The sequence below is a fragment of the Arthrobacter sp. SD1074B genome, assembly GCF_056780195.1.
This window is the reverse complement of sequence record NZ_JBRAZT010000001.1, coordinates 3,047,829-3,070,553: the sequence shown is the minus strand read 5'-3', so window position 1 is coordinate 3,070,553 and position 22,725 is coordinate 3,047,829. Positions and strand designations below refer to the sequence as shown.

28 protein-coding genes are annotated in these 22,725 nt (G+C 62.5%); 27 read left to right on the top strand and 1 reads right to left on the bottom strand.

Features of this window, described 5'->3' with window-relative positions; all coding sequences use genetic code 11:
- Window positions 1–6 precede the first annotated feature (6 nt).
- The 6 genes from ACUYM2_RS14245 to ACUYM2_RS14220 all read left to right on the top strand — a co-directional run bounded on the left by ACUYM2_RS14245 (window position 7) and on the right by ACUYM2_RS14220 (window position 9,161).
- A complete protein-coding gene (locus tag ACUYM2_RS14245) occupies window positions 7–3,906 on the top strand; it encodes a DNA-directed RNA polymerase subunit beta' (RefSeq protein ID WP_481600633.1) in 3,900 nt (1,299 codons plus the stop codon).
- Window positions 3,907–4,405: 499 nt separating this feature from the next.
- Window positions 4,406–4,780, top strand: coding sequence for a 30S ribosomal protein S12 (gene rpsL / locus ACUYM2_RS14240; protein WP_011692814.1), 375 nt, complete (start codon window positions 4,406–4,408; stop codon window positions 4,778–4,780).
- A 1-nt stretch (window position 4,781) separates the two neighbouring features.
- Entirely contained in the window at window positions 4,782–5,252 is a 471-nt protein-coding gene (gene rpsG / locus ACUYM2_RS14235; protein ID WP_026531948.1) for a 30S ribosomal protein S7, read from the top strand.
- 69 nt (window positions 5,253–5,321) lie between these two features.
- Window positions 5,322–7,436 (top strand): elongation factor G, encoded by a 2,115-nt coding sequence (fusA, locus tag ACUYM2_RS14230; RefSeq protein WP_481600632.1) that lies wholly within the window; start codon window positions 5,322–5,324, stop codon window positions 7,434–7,436.
- Between the two features lie 266 nt (window positions 7,437–7,702).
- Window positions 7,703–8,893, top strand: coding sequence for an elongation factor Tu (tuf, locus tag ACUYM2_RS14225; protein ID WP_003803827.1), 1,191 nt, complete (start codon window positions 7,703–7,705; stop codon window positions 8,891–8,893).
- 142 nt (window positions 8,894–9,035) lie between these two features.
- Window positions 9,036–9,161 (top strand): hypothetical protein, encoded by a 126-nt coding sequence (locus tag ACUYM2_RS14220; RefSeq protein ID WP_481600631.1) that lies wholly within the window; start codon window positions 9,036–9,038, stop codon window positions 9,159–9,161.
- A gap of 26 nt (window positions 9,162–9,187) precedes the next feature.
- Here ACUYM2_RS14220 and ACUYM2_RS14215 read toward each other — a convergent pair whose 3' ends face one another.
- Entirely contained in the window at window positions 9,188–10,627 is a 1,440-nt protein-coding gene (locus tag ACUYM2_RS14215) for a GH1 family beta-glucosidase (RefSeq protein WP_481600630.1), read from the bottom strand.
- A gap of 428 nt (window positions 10,628–11,055) precedes the next feature.
- On the opposite strand from ACUYM2_RS14215, the gene rpsJ reads away from it, so the two are divergent.
- From rpsJ to secY, 21 genes are all read left to right on the top strand, one after another.
- Window positions 11,056–11,364 carry a 30S ribosomal protein S10 gene (rpsJ, locus tag ACUYM2_RS14210; protein WP_038464699.1) on the top strand — a complete coding sequence of 103 codons (309 nt, stop codon included), beginning with the start codon at window positions 11,056–11,058 and terminating at the stop codon, window positions 11,362–11,364.
- A 17-nt stretch (window positions 11,365–11,381) separates the two neighbouring features.
- Window positions 11,382–12,032 (top strand): 50S ribosomal protein L3, encoded by a 651-nt coding sequence (rplC, locus tag ACUYM2_RS14205; RefSeq protein WP_003803812.1) that lies wholly within the window; start codon window positions 11,382–11,384, stop codon window positions 12,030–12,032.
- 4 nt (window positions 12,033–12,036) lie between these two features.
- A complete protein-coding gene (rplD, locus tag ACUYM2_RS14200) occupies window positions 12,037–12,657 on the top strand; it encodes a 50S ribosomal protein L4 (RefSeq protein ID WP_481600629.1) in 621 nt (206 codons plus the stop codon).
- Window positions 12,654–12,959, top strand: a complete 306-nt coding sequence (gene rplW / locus ACUYM2_RS14195) for a 50S ribosomal protein L23 (protein WP_018773664.1) — start codon at window positions 12,654–12,656, stop codon at window positions 12,957–12,959. The genes rplD and rplW overlap by 4 nt, the downstream gene beginning before the upstream one ends.
- Window positions 12,960–12,988: 29 nt before the next feature.
- Window positions 12,989–13,828 (top strand): 50S ribosomal protein L2, encoded by an 840-nt coding sequence (gene rplB, locus ACUYM2_RS14190; RefSeq protein ID WP_024366131.1) that lies wholly within the window; start codon window positions 12,989–12,991, stop codon window positions 13,826–13,828.
- 12 nt (window positions 13,829–13,840) lie between these two features.
- The gene (gene rpsS / locus ACUYM2_RS14185; protein ID WP_018773666.1) at window positions 13,841–14,122 is read left to right on the top strand and encodes a 30S ribosomal protein S19; all 282 of its coding nucleotides are present in this window, start codon (window positions 13,841–13,843) and stop codon (window positions 14,120–14,122) included.
- 38 nt (window positions 14,123–14,160) lie between these two features.
- Window positions 14,161–14,526, top strand: a complete 366-nt coding sequence (gene rplV, locus ACUYM2_RS14180; protein ID WP_003803798.1) for a 50S ribosomal protein L22 — start codon at window positions 14,161–14,163, stop codon at window positions 14,524–14,526.
- Window positions 14,527–15,360: a 30S ribosomal protein S3 gene (rpsC, locus tag ACUYM2_RS14175; protein ID WP_479781407.1), complete on the top strand. Its 834-nt coding sequence runs from the start codon at window positions 14,527–14,529 to the stop codon at window positions 15,358–15,360. It abuts the gene before it with no gap.
- Window positions 15,361–15,777, top strand: a complete 417-nt coding sequence (rplP, locus tag ACUYM2_RS14170) for a 50S ribosomal protein L16 (protein WP_138768571.1) — start codon at window positions 15,361–15,363, stop codon at window positions 15,775–15,777.
- Between the two features lie 2 nt (window positions 15,778–15,779).
- The gene (gene rpmC, locus ACUYM2_RS14165) at window positions 15,780–16,109 is read left to right on the top strand and encodes a 50S ribosomal protein L29 (RefSeq protein WP_011692802.1); all 330 of its coding nucleotides are present in this window, start codon (window positions 15,780–15,782) and stop codon (window positions 16,107–16,109) included.
- On the top strand, window positions 16,106–16,414 hold the full coding sequence (gene rpsQ / locus ACUYM2_RS14160; RefSeq protein WP_056737811.1) for a 30S ribosomal protein S17: 309 nt from the start codon (window positions 16,106–16,108) through the stop codon (window positions 16,412–16,414). The genes rpmC and rpsQ overlap by 4 nt, the downstream gene beginning before the upstream one ends.
- Before the next feature lie 674 nt (window positions 16,415–17,088).
- Window positions 17,089–17,457, top strand: coding sequence for a 50S ribosomal protein L14 (rplN, locus tag ACUYM2_RS14155; RefSeq protein ID WP_003803789.1), 369 nt, complete (start codon window positions 17,089–17,091; stop codon window positions 17,455–17,457).
- Between the two features lie 3 nt (window positions 17,458–17,460).
- A complete protein-coding gene (gene rplX / locus ACUYM2_RS14150) occupies window positions 17,461–17,820 on the top strand; it encodes a 50S ribosomal protein L24 (protein WP_066436866.1) in 360 nt (119 codons plus the stop codon).
- Window positions 17,820–18,401: a 50S ribosomal protein L5 gene (rplE, locus tag ACUYM2_RS14145; RefSeq protein WP_056425240.1), complete on the top strand. Its 582-nt coding sequence runs from the start codon at window positions 17,820–17,822 to the stop codon at window positions 18,399–18,401. The genes rplX and rplE overlap by 1 nt, the downstream gene beginning before the upstream one ends.
- Before the next feature lie 80 nt (window positions 18,402–18,481).
- The gene (rpsH, locus tag ACUYM2_RS14140; RefSeq protein WP_056737814.1) at window positions 18,482–18,880 is read left to right on the top strand and encodes a 30S ribosomal protein S8; all 399 of its coding nucleotides are present in this window, start codon (window positions 18,482–18,484) and stop codon (window positions 18,878–18,880) included.
- 18 nt (window positions 18,881–18,898) lie between these two features.
- Complete coding sequence (gene rplF, locus ACUYM2_RS14135) at window positions 18,899–19,435, top strand: 50S ribosomal protein L6 (protein WP_481600628.1); 537 nt, start codon at window positions 18,899–18,901, stop codon at window positions 19,433–19,435.
- A gap of 2 nt (window positions 19,436–19,437) precedes the next feature.
- Entirely contained in the window at window positions 19,438–19,821 is a 384-nt protein-coding gene (gene rplR / locus ACUYM2_RS14130; RefSeq protein WP_018773674.1) for a 50S ribosomal protein L18, read from the top strand.
- A 26-nt stretch (window positions 19,822–19,847) separates the two neighbouring features.
- Window positions 19,848–20,519: a 30S ribosomal protein S5 gene (gene rpsE / locus ACUYM2_RS14125; RefSeq protein ID WP_481600627.1), complete on the top strand. Its 672-nt coding sequence runs from the start codon at window positions 19,848–19,850 to the stop codon at window positions 20,517–20,519.
- A gap of 3 nt (window positions 20,520–20,522) precedes the next feature.
- The gene (gene rpmD / locus ACUYM2_RS14120) at window positions 20,523–20,729 is read left to right on the top strand and encodes a 50S ribosomal protein L30 (RefSeq protein WP_056626615.1); all 207 of its coding nucleotides are present in this window, start codon (window positions 20,523–20,525) and stop codon (window positions 20,727–20,729) included.
- A complete protein-coding gene (rplO, locus tag ACUYM2_RS14115) occupies window positions 20,730–21,224 on the top strand; it encodes a 50S ribosomal protein L15 (protein ID WP_481600626.1) in 495 nt (164 codons plus the stop codon).
- Between the two features lie 187 nt (window positions 21,225–21,411).
- Window positions 21,412–22,722, top strand: coding sequence for a preprotein translocase subunit SecY (secY, locus tag ACUYM2_RS14110; RefSeq protein WP_481600625.1), 1,311 nt, complete (start codon window positions 21,412–21,414; stop codon window positions 22,720–22,722).
- Window positions 22,723–22,725: the final 3 nt, after the last annotated feature.

Below are 22,725 nucleotides of genomic sequence, written 5' to 3'. Positions count from 1 at the left end.
GACCATATGTCCAGCGAATCCTCCTTCGGCCTCATGCAGATCGGCCTCGCCACCGCGGAAGACATCCGTGGCTGGTCTTACGGCGAGGTTAAGAAGCCGGAAACCATCAACTACCGCACGCTCAAGCCCGAGAAGGACGGCCTCTTCTGCGAGAAGATCTTCGGCCCGTCCCGCGACTGGGAATGCTACTGCGGCAAGTACAAGCGCGTGCGCTTCAAGGGCATCATCTGCGAGCGGTGTGGCGTTGAGGTCACCCGTGCCAAGGTGCGCCGTGAGCGCATGGGCCACATCGAGCTGGCCGCCCCGGTCACGCACATCTGGTACTTCAAGGGCGTTCCGTCCCGCCTGGGCTACCTCCTTGACCTGGCGCCGAAGGACCTCGAGAAGGTCATCTACTTCGCCGCCTACATGATCACCAGCGTTGATGCCGATGCGCGCCACGAGGAACTGCCCAACCTCCAGGTTGAGCACGACATCGAGAAGAAGCAGCTGATCGACAACCGCGACTCGGACATCGCCACGATCGCCCGCGACCTCGAGAACGAGATTGCCCGTCTCGAGGGCGAAGGCGCCAAGGCTGCCGACAAGAAGAAGGCCCGCGACTCCGCGGACCGCCAGATGGCCAACGTCCGCAAGCGCGCGGATGCTGAGATCGAGCGCCTCGAGCAGGTCTGGGACCGGTTCAAGAACCTCAAGGTCGCCGACCTCGAAGGTGACGAGGGCCTGTACCGCGAGCTGCGCGACCGCTACGGCATGTACTTCGAAGGCGCCATGGGTGCCGAAGCCATCAAGAAGCGTCTTGAGACCTTCGACATGCAGGCCGAGTCCGACCTGCTGCGCGACATCATCGCCAACGGCAAGGGCCAGCGCAAGACCCGCGCCCTGAAGCGGCTCAAGGTGGTCAACGCGTTCCTGACCACCAACAACAGCCCGCTCGGCATGGTACTCGACGCCGTCCCGGTGATCCCGCCGGAACTGCGCCCCATGGTCCAGCTGGACGGCGGCCGCTTTGCGACCTCCGACCTCAACGACCTGTACCGCCGCGTGATCAACCGCAACAACCGCCTCAAGCGCCTGCTTGACCTCGGTGCTCCGGAGATCATCGTCAACAACGAGAAGCGCATGCTTCAGGAAGCCGTTGACAGCCTCTTCGACAACGGCCGCCGCGGCCGTCCGGTCACCGGACCGGGCAACCGCCCGCTGAAGTCCCTGAGCGACATGCTCAAGGGCAAGCAGGGTCGTTTCCGCCAGAACCTCCTGGGCAAGCGCGTCGACTACTCCGGCCGTTCCGTGATCGTCGTCGGCCCGCAGCTGAAGCTGCACCAGTGCGGCCTGCCGAAGCAGATGGCCCTGGAGCTCTTCAAGCCGTTCGTGATGAAGCGCCTGGTTGACCTCAACCACGCGCAGAACATCAAGTCGGCCAAGCGGATGGTCGAACGCTACCGTCCGCAGGTCTGGGACGTGCTCGAAGAGATCATCACCGAGCACCCCGTGCTGCTGAACCGTGCACCTACCCTGCACCGCCTCGGCATCCAGGCGTTCGAACCGCAGCTCGTTGAAGGCAAGGCAATCCAGCTCCACCCGCTGGTTTGTGGCGCCTTCAACGCCGACTTCGACGGCGACCAGATGGCAGTGCACCTGCCGCTGAGCCCCGAAGCCCAGGCCGAAGCCCGGATCCTGATGCTGTCCTCGAACAACATCCTGAAGCCGTCTGACGGCCGCCCGGTGACGCTGCCTTCGCAGGATATGATCATCGGTCTCTACCACCTGACCACCAAGCGTGTCGGTTCAGCTGGCGAAGGCCGGATCTTCTCCTCCGTTTCGGAAGCCATCATGGCGTTCGACCTGCACGAGCTGCACCTGAACTCCAAGGTCAAGATCCGGCTCGAGGGCTTCGTTCCTTACGCCGGCTGGGAAGCTCCCGAAGGCTGGGAGCCGGGTCAGACCGCACTGGTCGAGACCTCCCTCGGCCAGGTCATCTTCAACCAGACGCTGCCCGCGGATTACCCGTGGGTTGAGGCTGTTGCCGACAAGGGCGAGCTGTCCCGTATCGTCAACGACCTCGCCGAGCGCTACCCGAAGGTTGTCACCGCGGCAACGCTGGACAACCTGAAGGATGCCGGTTTCTACTGGGCAACCCGCTCGGGCGTCACGGTCGCCATCTCCGACATCGAGGTGCCCCAGGACAAGCCGCAGATCCTCGCCGGTTACGAGACCATGGCCGCGAAGATCCAGGGCCAGTACGACAAGGGCCTGATCGACGACGACGAGCGTCGCCAGGAACTGATCGAGATCTGGAACAAGGCCACCAACGAGATCGCCCAGGCGATGCGTGACAGCCTGTCCCCGATGAACACGATCAACCGCATGGTGTCCTCCGGCGCCCGTGGTAACTGGATGCAGGTCCGCCAGATCGCGGGTATCCGTGGCCTGGTGGCCAACCCGAAGGGCGAGATCATCCCGCGTCCGATCAAGTCCTCCTACCGCGAGGGCCTGTCGGTGCTGGAATACTTCATCGCCACGCACGGTGCCCGTAAGGGCCTGGCCGATACCGCCCTGCGTACCGCCAACTCGGGTTACCTGACCCGTCGTCTGGTGGACGTTTCGCAGGACGTCATCGTCCGGGAAGAGGACTGCGGCACGGAACGCGGCCTCGTCACCCCGATCGCCGTCGCTGACGCCAACGGCGAGCTCGTCCTGGACGAGAACGTCGAGAACAGCGCCTACGCCCGCACCCTGGCCGTGGACGTTGTTGACGCCAAGGGCAAGGTTCTGGCAGCGGCCGGCACCGACTGCGGTGACGTCGTCATTGCCGAACTGTTCGCAGCCGGCATCACCGAGGTCAAGGTCCGCTCCGTACTCACCTGTGAGTCCAGCGTCGGCACCTGCGCCCTGTGCTACGGCCGTTCGCTGGCCACCGGCAAGACCGTGGACATCGGTGAGGCCGTTGGCATCATCGCCGCACAGTCCATCGGTGAGCCGGGTACCCAGCTGACCATGCGTACCTTCCACACCGGTGGTGCTGTCTCCGCCGGCGGCGGCGACGACATCACCCAGGGTCTGCCCCGTATCCAGGAGCTCTTCGAAGCCCGTACTCCGAAGGGTGTCGCACCGATTGCTGAAGCAGCCGGCCGCATCACCATCGAAGAATCCGAGCGCCAGATGCGCCTGGTCATCACCCCGGATGACGGGTCCGAAGAGATCGCCTACCCGGTGCTGCGCCGTTCACGTCTCCTCATCGAAGACGGCGATCACGTCAGCGTCGGACAGAAGCTCATCAACGGCCCGGTCGACCCCAAGCAGGTTCTGCGCATCATGGGCCCCCGTGCCGCGCAGAAGTTCCTGGTGGACGAGGTCCAGGGCGTGTACCGCAGCCAGGGCATCGGTATCCACGACAAGCACGTCGAGGTTATCGTCCGCCAGATGCTGCGCCGCGTCACGGTCATCGAGTCCGGCGAATCGGATCTGCTGCCCGGCGAGCTCGCCGAGCGCAGCCGTTTCGAGGATGCCAACCGCCGCGTTGTCTCCGAGGGCAAGACGCCGGCCTCCGGCCGTCCCGAGCTCATGGGTATCACCAAGGCGTCCCTGGCGACCGAGTCCTGGCTGTCCGCAGCTTCCTTCCAGGAGACCACCCGCGTCCTGACGCAGGCGGCCATGGAAGGCAAGAGCGATCCGCTGCTCGGCCTCAAGGAAAACGTCATCATCGGTAAGCTGATCCCGGCCGGCACGGGTCTCCCGCGCTACACCGAGGTCACGGTGGAGCCGACTGAGGAAGCGAAGGCCAACCTGTTCACCGGCCCGAGCGCGTTCAGCGACTTCTCCTACGATTCCCTGGGCGGCGACGGAGCTCCTGAGTTCCACGCCATCCCGCTGGATGACTACGACCTGGGCAGCGACTTCCGCTAAACGCCAGGGCGGCCCTTCCAGGCCGTCCCAGCTCTCCCGGGGATGGTCCCGCACCGCAAGGTGCGGGACCATCACCTTTTAACCCCTCGACTGCTCCGATGCTGCCCTTTTGGGGCCCCAGAACGGCCGTATCTCAGCACTCGACGCCGGGAAGCGGCCGACGGCGGATGGGCCTGAAAGCCCGCCGATTAAGGGCTGGGGACCGTCCGTGTTAGACTTGAGACTAATTGTTATTGTGGCAGTGGATGAGAGCGCCGGTTGTACCGAAAGGTCCAACGAGGACGACGTTTCCGGTTTGCAGGGTTCTTGTGCAACGTATGCCACATTTTCGCATGCCTAGGGGCAGTCAAGGATGAAAGTCCGGAACCCCGGTGTGCGGTCCGACTATTAAGGCTTCGCCTCAGCTGCTCTGGAGAGAACTTCAAAGCTCGAGCGGCGGGGCGCAGCGACGAGAGAGCGGCCGCCAACGGCTGCTCCGGATAAAACGGAGAACACGAGAGTGCCTACGATTAACCAGCTGGTCCGCAAGGGCCGCACGCCGAAGGTCAAGAAGACCAAGGCTCCCGCGCTTAACGGCAGCCCGATGCGCCGCGGTGTCTGCACCCGCGTTTACACCACGACCCCGAAGAAGCCGAACTCGGCTCTGCGTAAGGTCGCCCGTGTGCGCCTCAACGGCGGCGTTGAAGTCACCGCCTACATCCCCGGTGTTGGCCACAACCTGCAGGAGCACTCCATTGTGCTCGTCCGTGGCGGCCGTGTTAAGGACCTTCCGGGTGTCCGTTACAAGATCGTCCGTGGCGCCCTCGATACCCAGGGTGTGAAGAACCGTAAGCAGGCACGCAGCCGCTACGGCGCAAAGATGGAGAAGAAGTAATATGCCTCGCAAGGGTCCGGCCCCCAAGCGGCCGCTAGTACTAGATCCCGTTTACGGCTCCCCGCTGGTCACGCAGCTGATCAACAAGGTGCTGGTTGACGGCAAGAAGTCCACCGCAGAGCGCATCGTTTACGGTGCACTCGAAGGCGCACGCGCCAAGTCCGGCGGCGACCCGGTTGCAGCCCTCAAGAAGGCCATGGACAACGTCAAGCCTTCCCTCGAGGTCCGCTCCCGCCGCGTCGGTGGCGCTACTTACCAGGTTCCCGTCGAGGTCAAGCCGGGCCGTTCCACGGCCCTCGCCCTCCGCTGGCTGGTTGGCTACTCCAAGGCCCGCCGCGAAAAGACGATGACCGAGCGCCTCCAGAACGAAATCCTGGATGCCTCGAACGGTCTCGGAGCCGCTGTGAAGCGTCGCGAAGACACCCACAAGATGGCCGAGTCCAACAAGGCCTTCGCACACTACCGCTGGTAATACTTCCCGGACGCCGCCGGCTCAACCGAGTCGGCGGCGAACGTGCAGTCCATCCGAAAGGGAGACACCGTGGCACAGGACGTGCTTACCGACCTTAGCAAGGTCCGCAATATCGGCATTATGGCCCACATTGATGCCGGCAAGACCACTACTACCGAGCGCATCCTGTTCTACACGGGTGTGAACCACAAGATCGGCGAAACGCACGACGGCGCGTCGACCACCGACTGGATGGAACAGGAAAAGGAACGCGGCATCACCATCACGTCTGCCGCCGTGACCTGCTTCTGGGAAAACAACCAGATCAACATCATTGACACCCCCGGCCACGTGGACTTCACGGTTGAGGTTGAGCGCTCCCTGCGCGTCCTCGACGGTGCAGTCGCTGTGTTCGACGGCAAGGAAGGTGTGGAGCCGCAGTCCGAGACTGTTTGGCGCCAGGCCGACAAGTACAACGTCCCGCGCATCTGCTTCGTCAACAAGATGGACAAGCTCGGCGCTGACTTCTACTTCACCGTCGACACCATCATCAGCCGCCTCGGTGCCAAGCCGCTCGTCATGCAGCTGCCGATCGGTGCCGAGAACGACTTCATCGGCGTCGTCGACCTGCTCTACATGCGCGCACTGGTCTGGCCCGGCGACTCCAAGGGTGACGTCACCATGGGTGCCAAGTACGAGATCCAGGAGATCCCGGCTGACCTCAAGGAAAAGGCCGAGGAGTACCGCGCAACGCTCGTTGAGACCGTTGCTGAGTCCTCCGAAGAGCTCATGGAGAAGTACCTCGAAGGCGAAGAGATCTCGGTCGACGAGCTCAAGGCCGGCATCCGTCGGATGACGATCAACTCCGAGCTCTACCCGGTCTTCTGTGGCTCCGCGTTCAAGAACCGCGGCGTCCAGCCGATGCTCGACGCCGTCGTGGACTACCTGCCGAACCCGCTCGACGTCCCCCCGATGATCGGCCACGATCCTCGCGACGAAGAGAAGGAACTGACCCGTAAGCCTTCCGCTGACGAGCCGTTCTCCGCGCTGGCGTTCAAGATCGCCGCGCACCCCTTCTTCGGCCAGCTCACCTTCATCCGCGTGTACTCCGGTCACGTGGAAGCAGGCGCACAGGTGGTTAACTCCACCAAGGGCAAGAAGGAGCGCATCGGCAAGCTGTTCCAGATGCACGCCAACAAGGAAATGCCGGTCGACGGTGCTACCGCGGGCCACATCTACGCAGCGATCGGCCTGAAGGACACCACCACGGGCGACACCCTGTGCGATTCCTCCAACCAGATCGTCCTCGAGTCCATGAGCTTCCCGGAGCCCGTGATCTCGGTTGCGATCGAGCCGAACACCAAGGGTGACCAGGAGAAGCTCTCCACCGCCATCCAGAAGCTCTCCGCTGAGGACCCGACCTTCCAGGTCTCCCTCAACGAAGACACCGGCCAGACCATCATCGCCGGCATGGGCGAGCTCCACCTGGACATCCTGGTGGACCGCATGCGCCGCGAATTCAAGGTCGAGGCAAACGTGGGCAAGCCCCAGGTTGCCTACCGCGAAACCATCAAGCGTGCTGTAGAGCGTCACGACTACACGCACAAGAAGCAGACCGGTGGTTCGGGCCAGTTCGCAAAGATCCAGATCGCGATCGAGCCGCTGGACACGTCCGAAGGCGAGATGTACCAGTTCGAGAACAAGGTCACCGGTGGCCGCGTTCCGCGCGAATACATCCCGTCCGTTGACGCGGGCATCCAGGACGCGCTGAACGACGGCGTCCTGGCCGGCTACCCGGTTGTCGGCATCAAGGCAACGCTGATTGACGGCGCTTACCACGATGTTGACTCCTCGGAAATGGCGTTCAAGATCGCCGGCCGTATGGCTTTCAAGGAAGCCGCACGCAAGGCGAACCCCGTCCTGCTGGAACCGCTGATGGATGTCGAGGTCCGCACCCCTGAGGAATACATGGGTGAAGTTATCGGTGACCTCAACTCCCGCCGTGGCCAGATGCAGTCCATGGAAGATGCCCAGGGCGTCAAGGTCATCCGCGCGCACGTCCCGCTGTCCGGCATGTTCGGCTACATCGGTGACCTGCGTTCGAAGACCCAGGGCCGCGCTGTGTACTCCATGACGTTCAACAGCTACGCCGAGGTCCCGAAGGCAGTTGCCGACGAGATCATCCAGAAGAGCCGCGGCGAGTAGTCCCCAGGGACTTCCCGCAGCAGCGACAACACTCGGGTGCGTTTCCTCAATAGGGGATTCACCTGGTGCTGGCGGCCGTCCCCGGCCGGATGCAGCACGGTCCGGACCGGACCGGCCGCCAGCACGAACAGGCTCGTGGGACTAGTATTAGTTCCTGAATCTGCAATTTCACCAATCCAAAGCCCCCCAAGTAGACTTACTGGAGTTTCAGCCGCGACAAGCGCGGTCGAAGGGTAAGTCATTTGAAAACGTTCTAGGAGGAACCTGTGGCAAAGGCAAAGTTCGAGCGGACTAAGCCGCACGTTAACATCGGTACCATTGGTCACGTTGACCACGGTAAGACGACGCTGACGGCCGCCATTTCCAAGGTGCTGTACGACAAGTACCCGACTCTCAACGAGAAGCGTGACTTCGCGTCGATTGACTCTGCACCCGAAGAGCGTCAGCGCGGCATTACCATCAACATCTCCCACGTTGAGTACCAGACCGAGAAGCGCCACTACGCACACGTAGACGCTCCGGGTCACGCTGACTACATCAAGAACATGATCACCGGCGCTGCTCAGATGGACGGTGCAATCCTCGTGGTTGCCGCCACTGACGGCCCGATGGCCCAGACCCGCGAGCACGTCCTGCTCGCCCGCCAGGTTGGTGTTCCCTACCTGCTGGTGGCACTGAACAAGGCTGACATGGTCGATGACGAGGAACTCCTCGACCTCGTCGAAATGGAAGTTCGTGAGCTCCTCAGCTCGCAGGGCTTCGATGGCGACGAAGCGCCGGTTGTCCGCGTTTCGGGCCTGAAGGCTCTGGAAGGCGACCCGGAGTGGGTCAAGTCCGTTGAGGACCTGATGGCTGCCGTCGACGAGTCCGTTCCGGACCCGGTTCGTGACCGCGACAAGCCGTTCCTGATGCCGATCGAAGACGTCTTCACGATCACCGGCCGTGGCACCGTTGTTACGGGCCGCGCCGAGCGTGGAACCCTCGCGATCAACTCTGAGGTCGAGATCGTCGGCATCCGCCCGGTCCAGAAGACCACGGTTACCGGTATCGAGATGTTCCACAAGCAGCTCGACGAAGCATGGGCCGGCGAGAACTGTGGCCTCCTGCTCCGCGGTCTGAAGCGCGACGATGTCGAGCGTGGCCAGGTTGTCGTCAAGCCGGGTTCCATCACCCCGCACACCGACTTCGAGGCCAACGTCTACATCCTCTCCAAGGACGAAGGCGGACGTCACAACCCGTTCTACTCCAACTACCGCCCGCAGTTCTACTTCCGCACCACGGACGTAACCGGCGTTATCACCCTGCCGGAAGGCACGGAAATGGTTATGCCCGGCGACAACACTGAGATGACCGTTGCGCTCATCCAGCCGATCGCAATGGAAGAGGGCCTCGGCTTCGCAATCCGCGAAGGCGGCCGCACCGTTGGTTCGGGACGCGTCACCAAGATCATCAAGTAACTACTCGCTGATCTGAGCTTGAACTCCTGATCGGTCCGGCCGTCTGACGGCCGCCGTGACGAAAGGAACAGCCCCGCTGCCTTGCAGCGGGGCTGTTCCTTTTAACCCCTGCTACCGTTGGCGGTGAAGAAAGGAGTCCGGCATGGAATGGATCATTTTCCTGGCGGTGCTGGCCGCCGTCGTCGCGGGCGGCCTGTGGGCCAAGAAGTACTTCCGTCACGAAATCGACCGCGCAAAGCGCATCGACCGCGCCAATAAGAACCGGTAGCGGCGCGGCTGCGGTGGCCGGACCGCTCAGCGGGCGGGGGAACCGGGCCGTGCCCGGCTGAGCGCCTGGTACCAGTAGTAGGACTCCTTTGGGGTTCTCGCCTGGGTATCGAAGTCGACGTGGACCAGGCCAAAACGTTGGGAGTAGCCGGCCGCCCATTCGAAATTGTCCATCAGGGTCCATACGTAGTATCCGAGAAGTTCGACGTCGTCCGCGATCCCGCCGGGGGCGGTCGCCGCAAGAGCGTGGCCCAGGTGGTCCGCGAGGTAGCTGATCCGGCCGACGTCGGGGATTGGCCCGTCCACATGGTCCGGCTCGGGGAAGCTCGCCCCGCTCTCCGTGATGTACAGCGGCGGGAGCGCGTCGCCGTACCGGTCTTTCATTTCCCGCAGCAGCGCGCCCAGATGGTCGGGGGCAACCGGCCAGCCGAAGCCGGTGGTTTCGTACTCCGGGAAGGCGGCGAAGTGGAAGGGCAGGCGCAGCATCGCCTCGGCGGTGCCGACCGGGCTGTCCGCGGGGCCGCGGCCGGTGGCCACCTTCACCGGGTAGTAGTAGTTGAGCCCGTAGAAGTCCAGCGGCTGGTGGATGGTGTGCAGGTCCGCGTCGGAGATCTTGCCGAGCGAACGGAACCAGGGCCGGGCCACCAGCGGAGGCTTAGGGTAGGTCCCCAGCAGGATCGGGTCGGCGTAAATGCGGTTCAGCCCCAGGTCAAAGACCTTGGCCAGCAGCCGATCTGTCATAGAGCCTGACGCCGGCCGGACGGGGGAGTGCAGGTTGGTGACGCCGACCGTTCCGGTGACGCCTGCGGCCCGCAACGCCTGCACGGCGAGTCCGTGCGCCAGGAGCTGGTGGTGGACCGAGGGCAGCGCGTCGAAGAGCAGGTCGTGGCCCGGTGCGTGCACGCCCAGGGCATAGCCGTTGAGGGTGACTGAGGCCGGCTCGTTCAGGGTCACCCACTGGGCAACCCGGTCGCCGAACCGGGCGCCGGCGGCGGCGCTGTACTCGGCGAAGCGCTCCGCCGTCGTCCGGTTCATCCAGCCGCCCCGGTGTTCCAGCGGAAGCGGCGTGTCCCAGTGGTACAGCGTGGCCATCGGCGAGATGCCGGCCTCGAGGAGCCGGTCGATCAGCCGGTCGTAGAAGTCGAGGCCCTCGGTATTGAACGGACCGGTGCCGTCCGGTTGGATCCTGGGCCACGAGATGGAGAAGCGGTAGGAGTCGATGCCGAGTTCGCGCATCAGCCGGATATCTTCGTCCGAGCGGTTGTAGTGGTCGCAAGCGACGGCGGGGGAGTGGCCGTCCTGGATGCTGCCGGGCTTTTCGGCAAAGGCGTCCCAACCGGAGGGCCCGCGGCCTCCGGCCGCGAGGGCACCTTCGATTTGGAAGGCGGCGGAGGCCACCCCCAGCTTGAAGCCAGGCCGGAGCTTGGCAGCGAGGGCCTGGACGGCGGGGGAATCCTGCACGGTCATGCCCCTATCTTCGTATCGGCCGTTGCTGAAGGCAATGACCGGGCGCCGGCCGGACCAATAGTGGGGACGGGCGGGTGCGGCGCAGCCGGGACTGATTCGCTTCTGACGAATAATTCCGGCATACTAGATGAGTTGTTCAAGCGCTCTTTCGCGTCCCGATTCGGATAATGCCGGGTGTCAGGGTCCAAGTAAGAGCCCAAACATAACCCACTTCCCAAGGAACTGCGGACGAGTACGCGTGCACAGCGCGACACGCCCGACCGCGGGGGTCGGTTGCGTCGGCAGGTTGAGGAACCCGGATCCATCCGGATTCAGCTTGTGCGGCGGGTGGTAGTTACGACTTCAAATGCTTCGGCAGCCATACAACGAGTAAGTAAACAGGGCAGCCCTAAACAGGGGAAGCACAGACTGAAAGAGAGTCAGGCGACATGGCGGGACAAAAAATCCGCATCCGGCTGAAGTCATACGACCACGAGGTCATTGACGTTTCAGCACGGAAGATCGTTGAGACGGTCACGCGCGCAGGCGCAACTGTAGTTGGCCCCGTGCCGCTGCCGACGGAGAAGAACATTTACTGCGTAATCCGCTCTCCGCACAAGTACAAGGACAGCCGCGAGCACTTTGAAATGCGCACGCACAAGCGTCTTATCGACATCATCGATCCCACGCCCAAGGCTGTTGATTCGCTCATGCGTCTCGACCTGCCGGCCGACGTGAACATCGAAATCAAGCTTTAGGGAGGTGCTGAGAGACTATGACCGCAACCCGTAACGTAAAGGGCCTGCTGGGCACGAAGCTCGGCATGACCCAGGTCTGGGACGAGAACAACAAGCTCATCCCCGTCACTGTGGTCCAGGCTGACTCGAACGTCATCACGCAGCTGCGCAACGCAGAGACTGATGGCTACGTCGCCGTTCAGATCGGCTACGGCCAGATCGACCCCCGCAAGGTCACCAAGCCGCTGGCTGGTCACTTTGAAAAGGCAGGCGTCACGCCTCGCCGCCACGTCGTAGAACTGCGCACTGCAGATGCTGACTCTTACGAGCTGGGCCAGGAGCTCTCCGTTGAGCTCTTCGAAGCCGGCCAGAAGATCGACGTCGTTGGCACCACCAAGGGTAAGGGCTTCGCCGGTGTTATGAAGCGTCACGGCTTCCACGGCGTTGGAGCTTCCCACGGTGCCCACAAGAACCACCGTAAGCCCGGTTCCATCGGTGGCGCATCCACCCCGAGCCGCGTCTTCAAGGGCATGAAAATGGCCGGCCGCATGGGCGCCGTTCGTCACACCACGCTGAACCTCACGGTCCACGCGGTTGACGTCGAGAAGTCGCTGCTCCTGATCAAGGGTGCCGTCCCCGGCGCCCGCGGCCAGGTCGTACTCGTACGCACCGCCGTGAAGGGAGCCTAGTTCAATGACTAGCACTGTCAAGGTTGACCTGCCTGCAGAGATCTTCGACGTACAGACCAACGTGCCGCTGCTGCACCAGGTCGTCGTTGCACAGCTCGCTGCTGCTCGCCAGGGTACCCACAAGACCAAGACCCGCGCCGAAGTTTCCGGTGCAGGTCGCAAGCCGTTCAAGCAGAAGGGCACCGGCCGCGCCCGTCAGGGTTCCATCCGTGCTCCTCACATGACCGGTGGTGGCATTGTCCACGGCCCGACGCCGCGTGACTACAGCCAGCGCACCCCCAAGAAGATGATTGCTGCTGCCCTGCGCGGCGCTCTCTCTGACCGCGCCCGCAACGGCCGCATCCACGTCGTTGCTGAACTGGTCGCCGGCACCAAGCCGTCCTCCCGTGAAGCACTGGCAACGCTGCGTGGCGTCTCCGAGCGCAAGAACCTGCTCGTTGTCATCGACCGCGCCAACGATGTTGCTGCACTCTCCGTGCGCAACCTCGAGGATGTTCACGTTCTGTACGCAGACCAGCTGAACACCTACGACGTGCTCGTTTCTGACGACGTAGTCTTCACCAAGGCTGCCTACGAAGCATTCGTTGCTGACAAGGCTGCAAAGAACGAGGAGGATGCCAAGTGAGCGCAGCCACCATCAAAGACCCGCGCGACGTCGTGCTTGCACCCGTCGTTTCGGAAAAGAGCTACGGCCTGATCGACGAGGGCAAGTACACCTTCCTGGTGGACCCCCGCTCGAACAAGACCGAGATCAAGCTGGCCGTGGAGAAGATTTTCTCCGTCAAGGTCGAATCGATCAACACCATCAACCGTGCCGGTAAGCGCAAGCGCACCAAATTCGGATGGGGTACCCGCAAGAACACCAAGCGTGCCATTGTGAGCCTCAAAGAAGGCACTATCGACATCTTCGGCGGTCCGCTCTCGTAGCGGAGACCACTTTAACGAGGAAATAAATTATGGGAATCCGTAAGTACAAGCCGACTACCCCGGGCCGTCGTGGCTCGAGCGTAGCGGACTTCACCGAAATCACGCGGTCGACGCCGGAAAAGTCGTTGGTACGTCCCCTCCCGAAAAAGGGTGGCCGTAACAACACCGGTAAGATCACGACCCGTCACAAGGGTGGTGGACACAAGCGCCAGTACCGTCTGATCGACTTCCGTCGCCACGACAAGGACGGCGTCAACGCCCGCGTTGCCGAAATCGAGTACGATCCGAACCGCACGGCTCGCATCGCCCTCCTGCACTACGTTGATGGCACCAAGCGTTACATCATCGCCCCGAACAAGCTGGCCCAGGGTGACACCGTGGAAGCGGGTGCCGACGCTGACATCAAGCCCGGCAACAACCTTCCGCTGCGCAACATCCCGGTCGGTACCGTAATCCACGCAGTTGAACTGCGTCCGGGTGGCGGCGCCAAGATGGGCCGCTCCGCCGGCGCATCGATCCAGCTCGTTGCAAAGGAAGGCCGTTTCGCCCAGCTGCGTCTGCCTTCCGGCGAAATCCGCAACGTTGACGTGCGCTGCCGCGCAACCGTCGGCGAGGTCGGCAACGCCGAGCAGTCGAACATCAACTGGGGTAAGGCCGGCCGTATGCGCTGGAAGGGCGTCCGCCCGACCGTCCGTGGTGTCGCCATGAACCCGGTCGACCACCCGCACGGTGGTGGCGAGGGTAAGACGTCCGGTGGACGTCACCCCGTCAACCCGAACGGTAAGCGCGAAGGCCGCACCCGCCGTCCCAACAAAGAGAGCGACAAGCTTATTGTTCGTCGCCGTCGTACTGGCAAGAACAAGCGATAGGAGCCTGGACACATGCCACGCAGCCTGAAAAAAGGTCCTTTCGTTGACCAGCACCTCTTTGTGAAGGTAGCCAGGGAAAACGAAAAGGGCACCAAGAACGTCATTAAGACCTGGTCCCGCCGTTCGATGATCGTCCCCGACATGCTCGGCCACACGATCGCCGTGCACGACGGACGCAAGCACATCCCGGTGTTTGTCACTGAGTCGATGGTCGGGCACAAGCTCGGCGAATTCGCTCCCACGCGGACATTCCGCGGCCATGTCAAGGACGACCGTAAGGGCAAGCGCCGCTAGGCGCCTGCACTTACGTCAAAGACGAGAGAAGGAAAGCAATGGAAGCCAAGGCAATTGCGCGTCACATCCGCGTAACGCCTATGAAGGCCCGGCGCGTCGTCAACCTTGTTCGTGGTAAGCAAGCGAACGAGGCTCTGGCAATTCTGAAGTTTGCCCCGCAGGCAGCTTCTGAGCCGGTATTCAAGGTAGTTCAGTCGGCAATCTCCAACGCCCGGGTCCTCGCGGACCGCGACGGCGTGGCGTTTGACGAAGGTGACCTCATCATCAGCGAAGCGTTTGTTGATGAAGGCCCGACCATGAAGCGGTTCCAGCCGCGTGCCCAGGGTCGTGCATTTCAGATCAAGAAGCGCACGAGCCACATCACCGTGGTAGTCGCTACCCCGGAGAAAGAGGAGGCTCGCTAAGTGGGACAGAAAGTTAACCCGCACGGGTTCCGACTCGGTATCACCACCGATCACGTATCGCACTGGTTCGCCGACAGCACCAAGGCCGGCCAGCGGTACAAGGACTTCGTTCGCGAAGACATCCGCATCCGCCAGCTCATGTCCACGGGCATGGAGCGCGCCGGTATCGCCAAGGTTGAGATCGAGCGCACCCGCGACCGTGTCCGCGTGGATATCCACACGGCACGTCCGGGCATCGTGATCGGCCGCCGCGGCGCCGAAGCAGACCGCATCCGCGGCGAGCTCGAAAAGCTCACGGGCAAGCAGGTCCAGCTGAACATCCTCGAGGTCAAGAACCCCGAGATGGAAGCGCAGCTTGTTGCCCAGGGCGTTGCAGAGCAGCTGACTTCCCGCGTGGCTTTCCGCCGTGCGATGAAGAAGGCAATGCAGTCCGCGCAGCGTGCCGGTGCCAAGGGCATCCGTATCGCTTGCTCGGGTCGACTGGGTGGCGCAGAAATGTCCCGCTCGGAGTTCTACCGCGAAGGCCGTGTGCCCCTGCACACCCTCCGCGCGAACATCGACTACGGCTTCTACGAGGCCAAGACCACCTTCGGCCGCATCGGCGTGAAGGTCTGGATCTACAAGGGTGACGTCACCGCCAAGGAACTGGCTCAGCAGGCAGCTGCTGCCCCGTCCCGCGGCCGTGGTGCCAGCGATCGTCCGGGCCGCCCGGGTGGCGCTGACCGTGGTGACCGCCGTCGTCGTAACGACCGCCCGGCCGAGGCTGCACCCGCTGCTGCCGAAGCTCCGGCTGTCGAAGCAGCTGCACCGGCAGTAGAAGGAGGACAGGCTTAAATGCTTATCCCGCGTCGAGTAAAGCACCGTAAGCAGCACCACCCGGGTCGTTCCGGCGCTGCCACGGGCGGCACCGAGGTCTCGTTCGGTGAGTGGGGTATCCAGGCTCTGAGCCCGGCCTACGTCACCAACCGTCAGATCGAATCAGCCCGTATCGCGATGACCCGCCACATCAAGCGTGGCGGCAAGGTCTGGATCAACATCTACCCGGACCGTCCGCTGACGAAGAAGCCTGCCGAAACCCGTATGGGTTCCGGTAAGGGTTCTCCGGAATGGTGGGTCTCAAACGTCAAGCCGGGCCGGGTTCTCTTCGAACTCTCCGGTGTCAGTGAAGAGGTAGCTCGCGAGGCCCTGCGCCTGGCAATCCACAAGCTGCCGTTGAAGGCACGCATTGTGCGTCGCGAAGGTGGTGAGTAGAAATGGCAGTAGGATCCAAGGAACTTGCATCCGCACAGCTGGACGGTTTCGACAACGAGCGTCTCGTTGAAGAACTCCGCAAGGCCAAGGAAGAGCTGTTCAACCTGCGTTTCCAGTCCGCCACCGGACAGCTGGAGAACCACGGTCGTCTGCGCGCGGTAAAGAAGGACATCGCACGCATCTACACCGTTCTCCGTGAGCGCGAGCTGGGCATTCGTGCCGAGGTTGCCGCACCGGTTGTGGAAGCCAAGGAAGAAAAGAAGTCCAAGAAGGCTGCAACCAAGAAGGCTGACAAGGCTGAAACGGTTGAGACCGAGGAGGATGCCAAGTGAGTGAAAAGGACGAGAACGTGACGGAAACTGTTTCCGACGCAGCCAAGGCTGACGAGCGCGGTTACCGTAAGACGAAGCGCGGCTACGTCGTCTCGGACAAGATGGAAAAGACCATCGTTGTCCAGGTCGAAGACCGCGTGAAGCACGCCCTTTACGGCAAGGTGATGCGCCGCAACACGAAGATCAAGGCTCACGACGAAGAGAACTCCGCCGGCATCGGCGACCTCGTTCTCCTCGCCGAGACCCGCCCGCTGTCCGCTACCAAGCGGTGGCGCCTGGTGGAGATCCTCGAGAAGGCCAAGTAACACCTGCAGCTGCCCCGCAAGGGGATCTGCGCCGAAACCCCCGTTCCCTCCTGGGAGCGGGGGTTTCCTCGTTCCCGGGCGCCCGGCCCCCTGGGGCATCCCTTCCAGCGTTCAGCTAGAGTACGACGCCGGCGGGCCGGGTTTGCGGGGGAGGGCGGCGGAGGGCGGGCCAAAAGACGGTCCTGAGTGACGGCGTCGGCCGCTCCCGGCCCGCGGCCCCCACCCGACGCCCCGCCACACGCGCGGAACGTACACTTCGCGCCCAGGCCCACGCGCGAACGTACACTTGCGGCCCCGCGCGTGGCCGCCCCTGGGGCCTCAAGTGTCCGTTCGCGCTTTGTGGGGGAGGAGCAGGCGGGCCTCAAGTGTCCGTTCGCGCGTTGTGGGCGGGCGACCGGCAGCTGTGATATGGGGATGTGGCGGAAACGTGCTAAGATTTTGAGTTTGTATGGCGCCTTTCGTGCGTCATCATCAACCTCGTAAACAATCGTGCCACGGCATAGTGCCCCCTCGCGCCCCGCGCGCATGGGAAGCAACTGTTTTTGGCACGGGCGTTTAGGCCTGGTCTGGCAAAATCCAGGCAGGTCAAGAGACACCCCGATCAACCGTTCCGCAAGGCTCATTCCGTAGGAAGATTTTCGGTCTGAGAACCGGCGCGACGCAAGGAGTAAATAGTGATTCAGCAGGAGTCGCGACTCAAGGTCGCCGACAACACGGGTGCTAAGGAAATCCTTACCATTCGCGTTCTCGGTGGATCTGGCCGTCGCTACGCAGGCATTGGCGACGTGATCGTCGCTACCGTCAAGGACGCAATTCCGGGCGGCAACGTAAAGAAGGGCGACGTCGTCAAGGCTGTCATCGTCCGTACCAAGAAGGAACGCCGCCGTGCGGATGGTTCCTACATCAAGTTTGACGAGAACGCAGCTGTGATCCTGAAGAACGACGGTGACCCCCGCGGTACCCGTATCTTCGGACCGGTTGGTCGTGAACTTCGCGATAAGAAGTTCATGAAGATCGTTTCTCTGGCTCCGGAGGTGCTCTAGTCCATGGCTAAGATCAAAAAGGGTGACCTCGTTCAGGTCATCACTGGCGCCAAGGCTGAGCGCGGCGGCGACCGTGGCAAGCAGGGCAAGGTTCTGCGCGTTTTCCCGGAGACCAACCGCGTGTTGGTCGAAGGCATTAACCGCGTAACCAAGCACACCAAGGTCGGTCAGTCGCAGCGCGGCACCAAGACCGGTGGCATCGAGGTCGTTGAGGCTTCAATCCACATCTCCAACGTGGCTCTGGTTGACCCCTCCACCAAGAAGCCCACCCGCGTCGGTTTCCGCACCGAGACCGTTGAGCGCGATGGCGTGAAGCGCGAAGTGCGTGTCCGCGTGGCCAAGAGCTCAGGGAAGGACATCTAATGACTGAGACTCTCGAGACTCCGGCAAGCAAGATCGTTCCTCGTCTGAAGACCAAGTACGCGGATTCCATCAAGAGCTCGCTCGTTGAGGAATTCAAGTACGAGAACGTCAACCAGGTTCCCCGTCTGGTGAAGGTCGTTGTGAACATGGGTGTTGGAGATGCCGCCAAGGACTCCAAGCTGATCGACGGCGCTGTCCGCGATCTGACCCTGATCACCGGCCAGAAGCCGCAGGTAACCAAAGCCCGCAAGTCGATCGCACAGTTCAAGCTGCGCGAAGGCATGCCGATCGGTGCGCACGCAACTCTGCGTGGCGACCGCATGTGGGAATTCCTGGACCGTCTGGTCACGCTGGCACTGCCGCGTATCCGCGACTTCCGGGGCCTCAGCGGCAAGCAGTTCGACGGCAACGGCAACTACACCTTCGGTCTGACCGAGCAGGTTATGTTCCATGAGATCGACCAGGATTCCATTGACCGCGTTCGCGGCATGGACATCACCGTCGTGACCACCGCCAAGACCGACGACGAAGGCCGCGCGCTGCTCAAGGCGCTTGGCTTCCCGTTCAAGACCGAAGATTAATCTAGCTACGTAAAAGGTCCGACTGACTGGCTTTGTTGCCAGGGCAGCGGAAACCGTTATGAGGAAGGGCAAGAGCCCACATGACTATGACAGATCCTGTCGCAGATATGCTTACGCGTCTGCGCAATGCAAACTCGGCATACCACGATTCCGTGTCTATGCCTTACAGCAAGCTCAAGGCACGCGTTGCTGACATCCTGAAGGCAGAAGGCTTCATTGCCTCCTGGAAGGAAGAAGACGCGGAGGTTGGCAAGAAGCTGACCCTCGAGCTCAAGTTCGGTCCGAACCGCGAGCGTTCCATCGCTGGCGTTCGTCGTATTTCCAAGCCGGGACTGCGCGTTTACGCAAAGTCCACCAACCTGCCGCACGTGCTGGGTGGCCTGGGTATCGCAATCCTGTCCACCTCTTCCGGCCTCCTGACTGACAAGCAGGCCGGCAAGAAGGGCGTGGGCGGCGAAGTCCTCGCTTACGTCTGGTAACGGGAAAGGAAGAGAATAATGTCACGTATTGGACGTCTCCCCATCACCGTTCCTGCCGGCGTTGAGGTCAAGGTTGACGGCTCTGTCGTCAGCGTCAAGGGTTCCAAGGGCGAGCTGAGCCACACTGTGGCCAGCCCGATCGAGGTCACCCTGGAAGAAGGCACCCTGACTGTCGCCCGCCCGAACGACGAGCGCGCCTCCCGTTCGCTGCACGGCCTGACCCGCACCCTGATCGCCAACATGATCCAGGGCGTTACCGCAGGCTACGAGAAGAAGCTTGAGATTGTCGGTACCGGTTACCGCGTCCAGGCCAAGGGTTCTGACCTGGAGTTCGCTCTGGGCTACAGCCACCCGGTCAACGTCTCGGCTCCGAACGGCATCACCTTTGCAGTTGAGACCCCGACCAAGCTCTCTGTTTCAGGTATCTCCAAGCAGCAGGTCGGCGAGGTTGCTGCCAACATTCGCAAGCTGCGGAAGCCGGACCCCTATAAGGGCAAGGGCATCCGCTACGCCGGCGAAGTCATCCGCCGCAAGGTCGGAAAGGCTGGTAAGTAACCATGGCCATCGCAATTAACAAGAAGCGTACGAACAAGAGCAAGTCTGCCCAGCGCAGCCGCCGCCAGCTTCGTATCCGCAAGCGCATCTCCGGTACGGCTGTACGTCCGCGTCTGGTCGTCAACCGTTCCGCACGCCACGTATTCGTCCAGGTTGTCGATGACACCAAGGGCCTGACCGTAGCGAGCGCGTCCACTCTGGAAGCCGACCTTCGTGCATTCGACGGTGACAAGACCGCCAAGGCCAAGCGCGTTGGCGAGCTCGTCGCCGAGCGCGCCAAGGCTGCAGGGATCGAAGCTGTTGTCTTCGACCGCGGTGGTAACAAGTACCACGGCCGGATCGCCGCCGTCGCTGACGGCGCACGTGAAGGTGGGCTGGCACTGTGACCGAAAATAACGAAAAGGACATTCAGGTGACTGAAGCTGTAGCTGCTCCGGCAGCTGAGACCGCTGCGCCTGCTACCACTGACGACCGCCGTGGTGGCGCCCGTCGTGGCGAGCGTGGCGACCGCGGCCAGGGCCGTGGTGGCCGTGGTGGCCGCGACGGCGGCCGCGAAGCCGAGAAGAGCCAGTTCGTAGAGCGCGTCGTAACCATCAACCGCGTTTCCAAGGTCGTCAAGGGTGGTCGTCGCTTCAGCTTCACCGCCCTCGTCGTCGTCGGTGACGGCAACGGTATGGTCGGCGTCGGCTACGGCAAGGCCAAGGAAGTTCCCGCCGCCATTGCGAAGGGTGTCGAAGAGGCCAAGAAGTCCTTCTTCCGCGTTCCGCGCATCGGCAGCACCATCCCGCACCGCGTTCAGGGTGAAGCCGCCGCAGGCGTTGTTATGCTGCGTCCGGCCTCCGCCGGTACCGGTGTTATCGCCGGCGGTCCGGTCCGTGCAGTACTGGAGTGCGTGGGCATCCACGACATCCTCTCCAAGTCGCTCGGTTCCTCCAACGCCATCAACATCGTTCACGCGACTGTTGACGCACTGAAGCGCCTCGAAGAGCCGGCAGCAGTGGCAGCACGCCGCGGCCTCCCGCTCGATGAGGTCGCTCCGCCGGCAATGGTGAAGGCGCTCCTGAACCAGAAGGCAGGTGTCTGAGTCATGGCTAAGAACCTGATTCCCTCCGACGCTCAGTTGGAGATCACTCAGATCAAGTCCGCCATTGGCGGCAAGCAGAACCAGCGCGACACCCTTCGGTCCCTCGGCCTGAAGCGGATCGGACACACCGTTGTCCGCACCGCTGACGCCGTGACCGTCGGAATGCTCAACACGGTTCCGCACCTGGTAAAGGTAGAGGAGGCGAAGTAAATGGCAGAGAAGAACACCGCCGAGAAGGCACAGGGCGCCGCTGCTGAGAAGCAGAACGCACTGAAGGTTCACCACCTGCGTCCCGCCCCGGGTGCCAAGACCGCCAAGACCCGCGTTGGTCGTGGTGAAGGTTCCAAGGGTAAGACCGCTGGTCGCGGTACCAAGGGTACGAAGGCCCGCTACCAGATCAAGGCTGGCTTTGCCGGCGGCCAGCTGCCGCTGCACATGCGCCTGCCGAAGCTGCGCGGCTTCAAGAACCCGTTCCGGGTTGAGTACCAGGTTGTAAACCTGGACAAGCTCAACGAGCTGTTCCCGGAAGGTGGCGCAGTCACCGTGGAGAACCTGGTCGAAAAGGGTGCCGTTCGCAAGAACCAGCCCGTCAAGGTGCTGGGCACCGGCGACATCACCGTCAAGGTTGACGTCACCGTCCACGCATTCTCGACCAGCGCCGCAGAGAAGATTGCCGCAGCAGGCGGAAGCACCACTGCCCTCTAAGGAGGCGGCGGGGCACTCGCCCGTTGTTGGAACTCCCGGCACCGTGGGGCTAAGGCCCCCGGTGCCGGGAGTTTTTTCATTTTCCGGGCCATGCCGATTGTTCGCCGGACGCATCCACCCGTTAGACTCGGTTGTTGGGTTTATTTGACCTATCTCACACGACTTTACTTATTACTCAGGAGGACGCTTGCTTAGCGCATTTGGCCGGGCCTTTCGCACGCCTGATCTGCGACGCAAGTTGTTGTTCACGCTGGGAATCATCACAATCTTCCGCTTGGGTGCCTTCATCCCCTCGCCTGGTGTGAACTACCAGAATGTCCAGCAATGCTTGCAGAACGGTCAGACCTCGGGCGGGATCTACCAGCTCGTCAACCTGTTCAGCGGCGGTGCATTGCTGCAGGTCTCAATCTTCGCGCTCGGGATCATGCCGTACATCACGGCCAGCATCATCGTCCAGCTGCTCCGCGTGGTTATTCCCCGGTTCCAGCAGCTCTACGACGAGGGCGCCTCGGGCCAGTCCAAGCTGACGCAGTACACCCGTTACCTGACGATCGCCCTGGGCCTCCTGAACGCCACGACGCTGGTGTCGCTCGCGCGTTCCGGCCAGCTGTTGCCGAACTGCCAGCTGCCGATCATCCCGGACTCCAGCATCATCACCACGATCCTGATCATCATCACCCTGACGGCCGGAACCGGCCTGATCATGTGGATGGGCGAGCTTGTCACCGAGAAGGGCGTGGGCAACGGCATGTCGTTGCTCATCTTCACCTCGATCGCCGCAGGCTTCCCCACCTCCCTCGGCGCCATTTGGAAGGCCCAGGGCCCGGGCACCTTCTTTATGGTCCTGGTCATCGGCCTGCTGACTGTGGCGCTGGTTGTCTTCGTGGAGCAGTCCCAGCGCCGCATCCCCGTGCAGTACGCCAAGCGCATGATCGGCCGCCGCACCGTGGGCGGCACCAGCACTTACATTCCCATCAAGGTGAACATGGCCGGCGTCGTGCCCGTCATCTTCGCCTCCTCGATGCTGTACCTGCCGGGCCTGATCTCACAGTTCAACCAGCCCAAACCGGGCGAGCCCGTGGCTCCCTGGGTTGAGTGGATCAGCAACAACCTGACCCGCGGTGACCACCCCATCTACATGGCCCTGTACTTCGCCATGATTGTGTTCTTCACTTACTTCTATGTTGCGATCACTTTCAACCCTGAGGAAGTTTCTGACAACATGAAGAAGTACGGCGGCTTCATTCCGGGTATCCGTGCCGGCAAGCCGACCGCGGACTACCTGCAGTATGTGCTTTCCAGGATCACCCTGCCCGGCGCGATCTATCTGGGCTTTGTGGCCCTGATCCCGCTGATTGCCTTGGTCCTGATCAACGCCAACCAGAACTTCCCGTTCGGTGGCACCTCGATCCTGATCATGGTGGGCGTAGGTTTGGAGACCGTCAAGCAGATTGATGCGCAGCTACAGCAGCGTCACTACGAAGGGCTTTTGCGATGACGA

What these genes read in the sequence shown, in the direction of transcription:
- rplP (WP_138768571.1), top strand. Translation starts at nt 15,361, where the DNA reads ATGCTTATCCCGCGTCGAGTAAAGCACCGTAAGCAGCACCACCCGGGT.
- rplV (WP_003803798.1), top strand. Translation starts at nt 14,161, where the DNA reads ATGGAAGCCAAGGCAATTGCGCGTCACATCCGCGTAACGCCTATGAAG.
- rpsH (WP_056737814.1), top strand. Translation starts at nt 18,482, where the DNA reads ATGACTATGACAGATCCTGTCGCAGATATGCTTACGCGTCTGCGCAAT.
- rplC (WP_003803812.1), top strand. Translation starts at nt 11,382, where the DNA reads ATGACCGCAACCCGTAACGTAAAGGGCCTGCTGGGCACGAAGCTCGGC.
- rplR (WP_018773674.1), top strand. Translation starts at nt 19,438, where the DNA reads ATGGCCATCGCAATTAACAAGAAGCGTACGAACAAGAGCAAGTCTGCC.
- rpsS (WP_018773666.1), top strand. Translation starts at nt 13,841, where the DNA reads ATGCCACGCAGCCTGAAAAAAGGTCCTTTCGTTGACCAGCACCTCTTT.
- rplB (WP_024366131.1), top strand. Translation starts at nt 12,989, where the DNA reads ATGGGAATCCGTAAGTACAAGCCGACTACCCCGGGCCGTCGTGGCTCG.
- rplF (WP_481600628.1), top strand. Translation starts at nt 18,899, where the DNA reads ATGTCACGTATTGGACGTCTCCCCATCACCGTTCCTGCCGGCGTTGAG.
- rplO (WP_481600626.1), top strand. Translation starts at nt 20,730, where the DNA reads ATGGCAGAGAAGAACACCGCCGAGAAGGCACAGGGCGCCGCTGCTGAG.
- ACUYM2_RS14245 (WP_481600633.1), top strand. Translation starts at nt 7, where the DNA reads ATGTCCAGCGAATCCTCCTTCGGCCTCATGCAGATCGGCCTCGCCACC.
- rplD (WP_481600629.1), top strand. Translation starts at nt 12,037, where the DNA reads ATGACTAGCACTGTCAAGGTTGACCTGCCTGCAGAGATCTTCGACGTA.
- rpmC (WP_011692802.1), top strand. Translation starts at nt 15,780, where the DNA reads ATGGCAGTAGGATCCAAGGAACTTGCATCCGCACAGCTGGACGGTTTC.
- ACUYM2_RS14215 (WP_481600630.1), bottom strand. Translation starts at nt 10,627, where the DNA reads ATGACCGTGCAGGATTCCCCCGCCGTCCAGGCCCTCGCTGCCAAGCTC.
- rpsJ (WP_038464699.1), top strand. Translation starts at nt 11,056, where the DNA reads ATGGCGGGACAAAAAATCCGCATCCGGCTGAAGTCATACGACCACGAG.
- rpmD (WP_056626615.1), top strand. Translation starts at nt 20,523, where the DNA reads ATGGCTAAGAACCTGATTCCCTCCGACGCTCAGTTGGAGATCACTCAG.
- rplX (WP_066436866.1), top strand. Translation starts at nt 17,461, where the DNA reads ATGGCTAAGATCAAAAAGGGTGACCTCGTTCAGGTCATCACTGGCGCC.
- ACUYM2_RS14220 (WP_481600631.1), top strand. Translation starts at nt 9,036, where the DNA reads ATGGAATGGATCATTTTCCTGGCGGTGCTGGCCGCCGTCGTCGCGGGC.
- rpsG (WP_026531948.1), top strand. Translation starts at nt 4,782, where the DNA reads ATGCCTCGCAAGGGTCCGGCCCCCAAGCGGCCGCTAGTACTAGATCCC.
- rplE (WP_056425240.1), top strand. Translation starts at nt 17,820, where the DNA reads ATGACTGAGACTCTCGAGACTCCGGCAAGCAAGATCGTTCCTCGTCTG.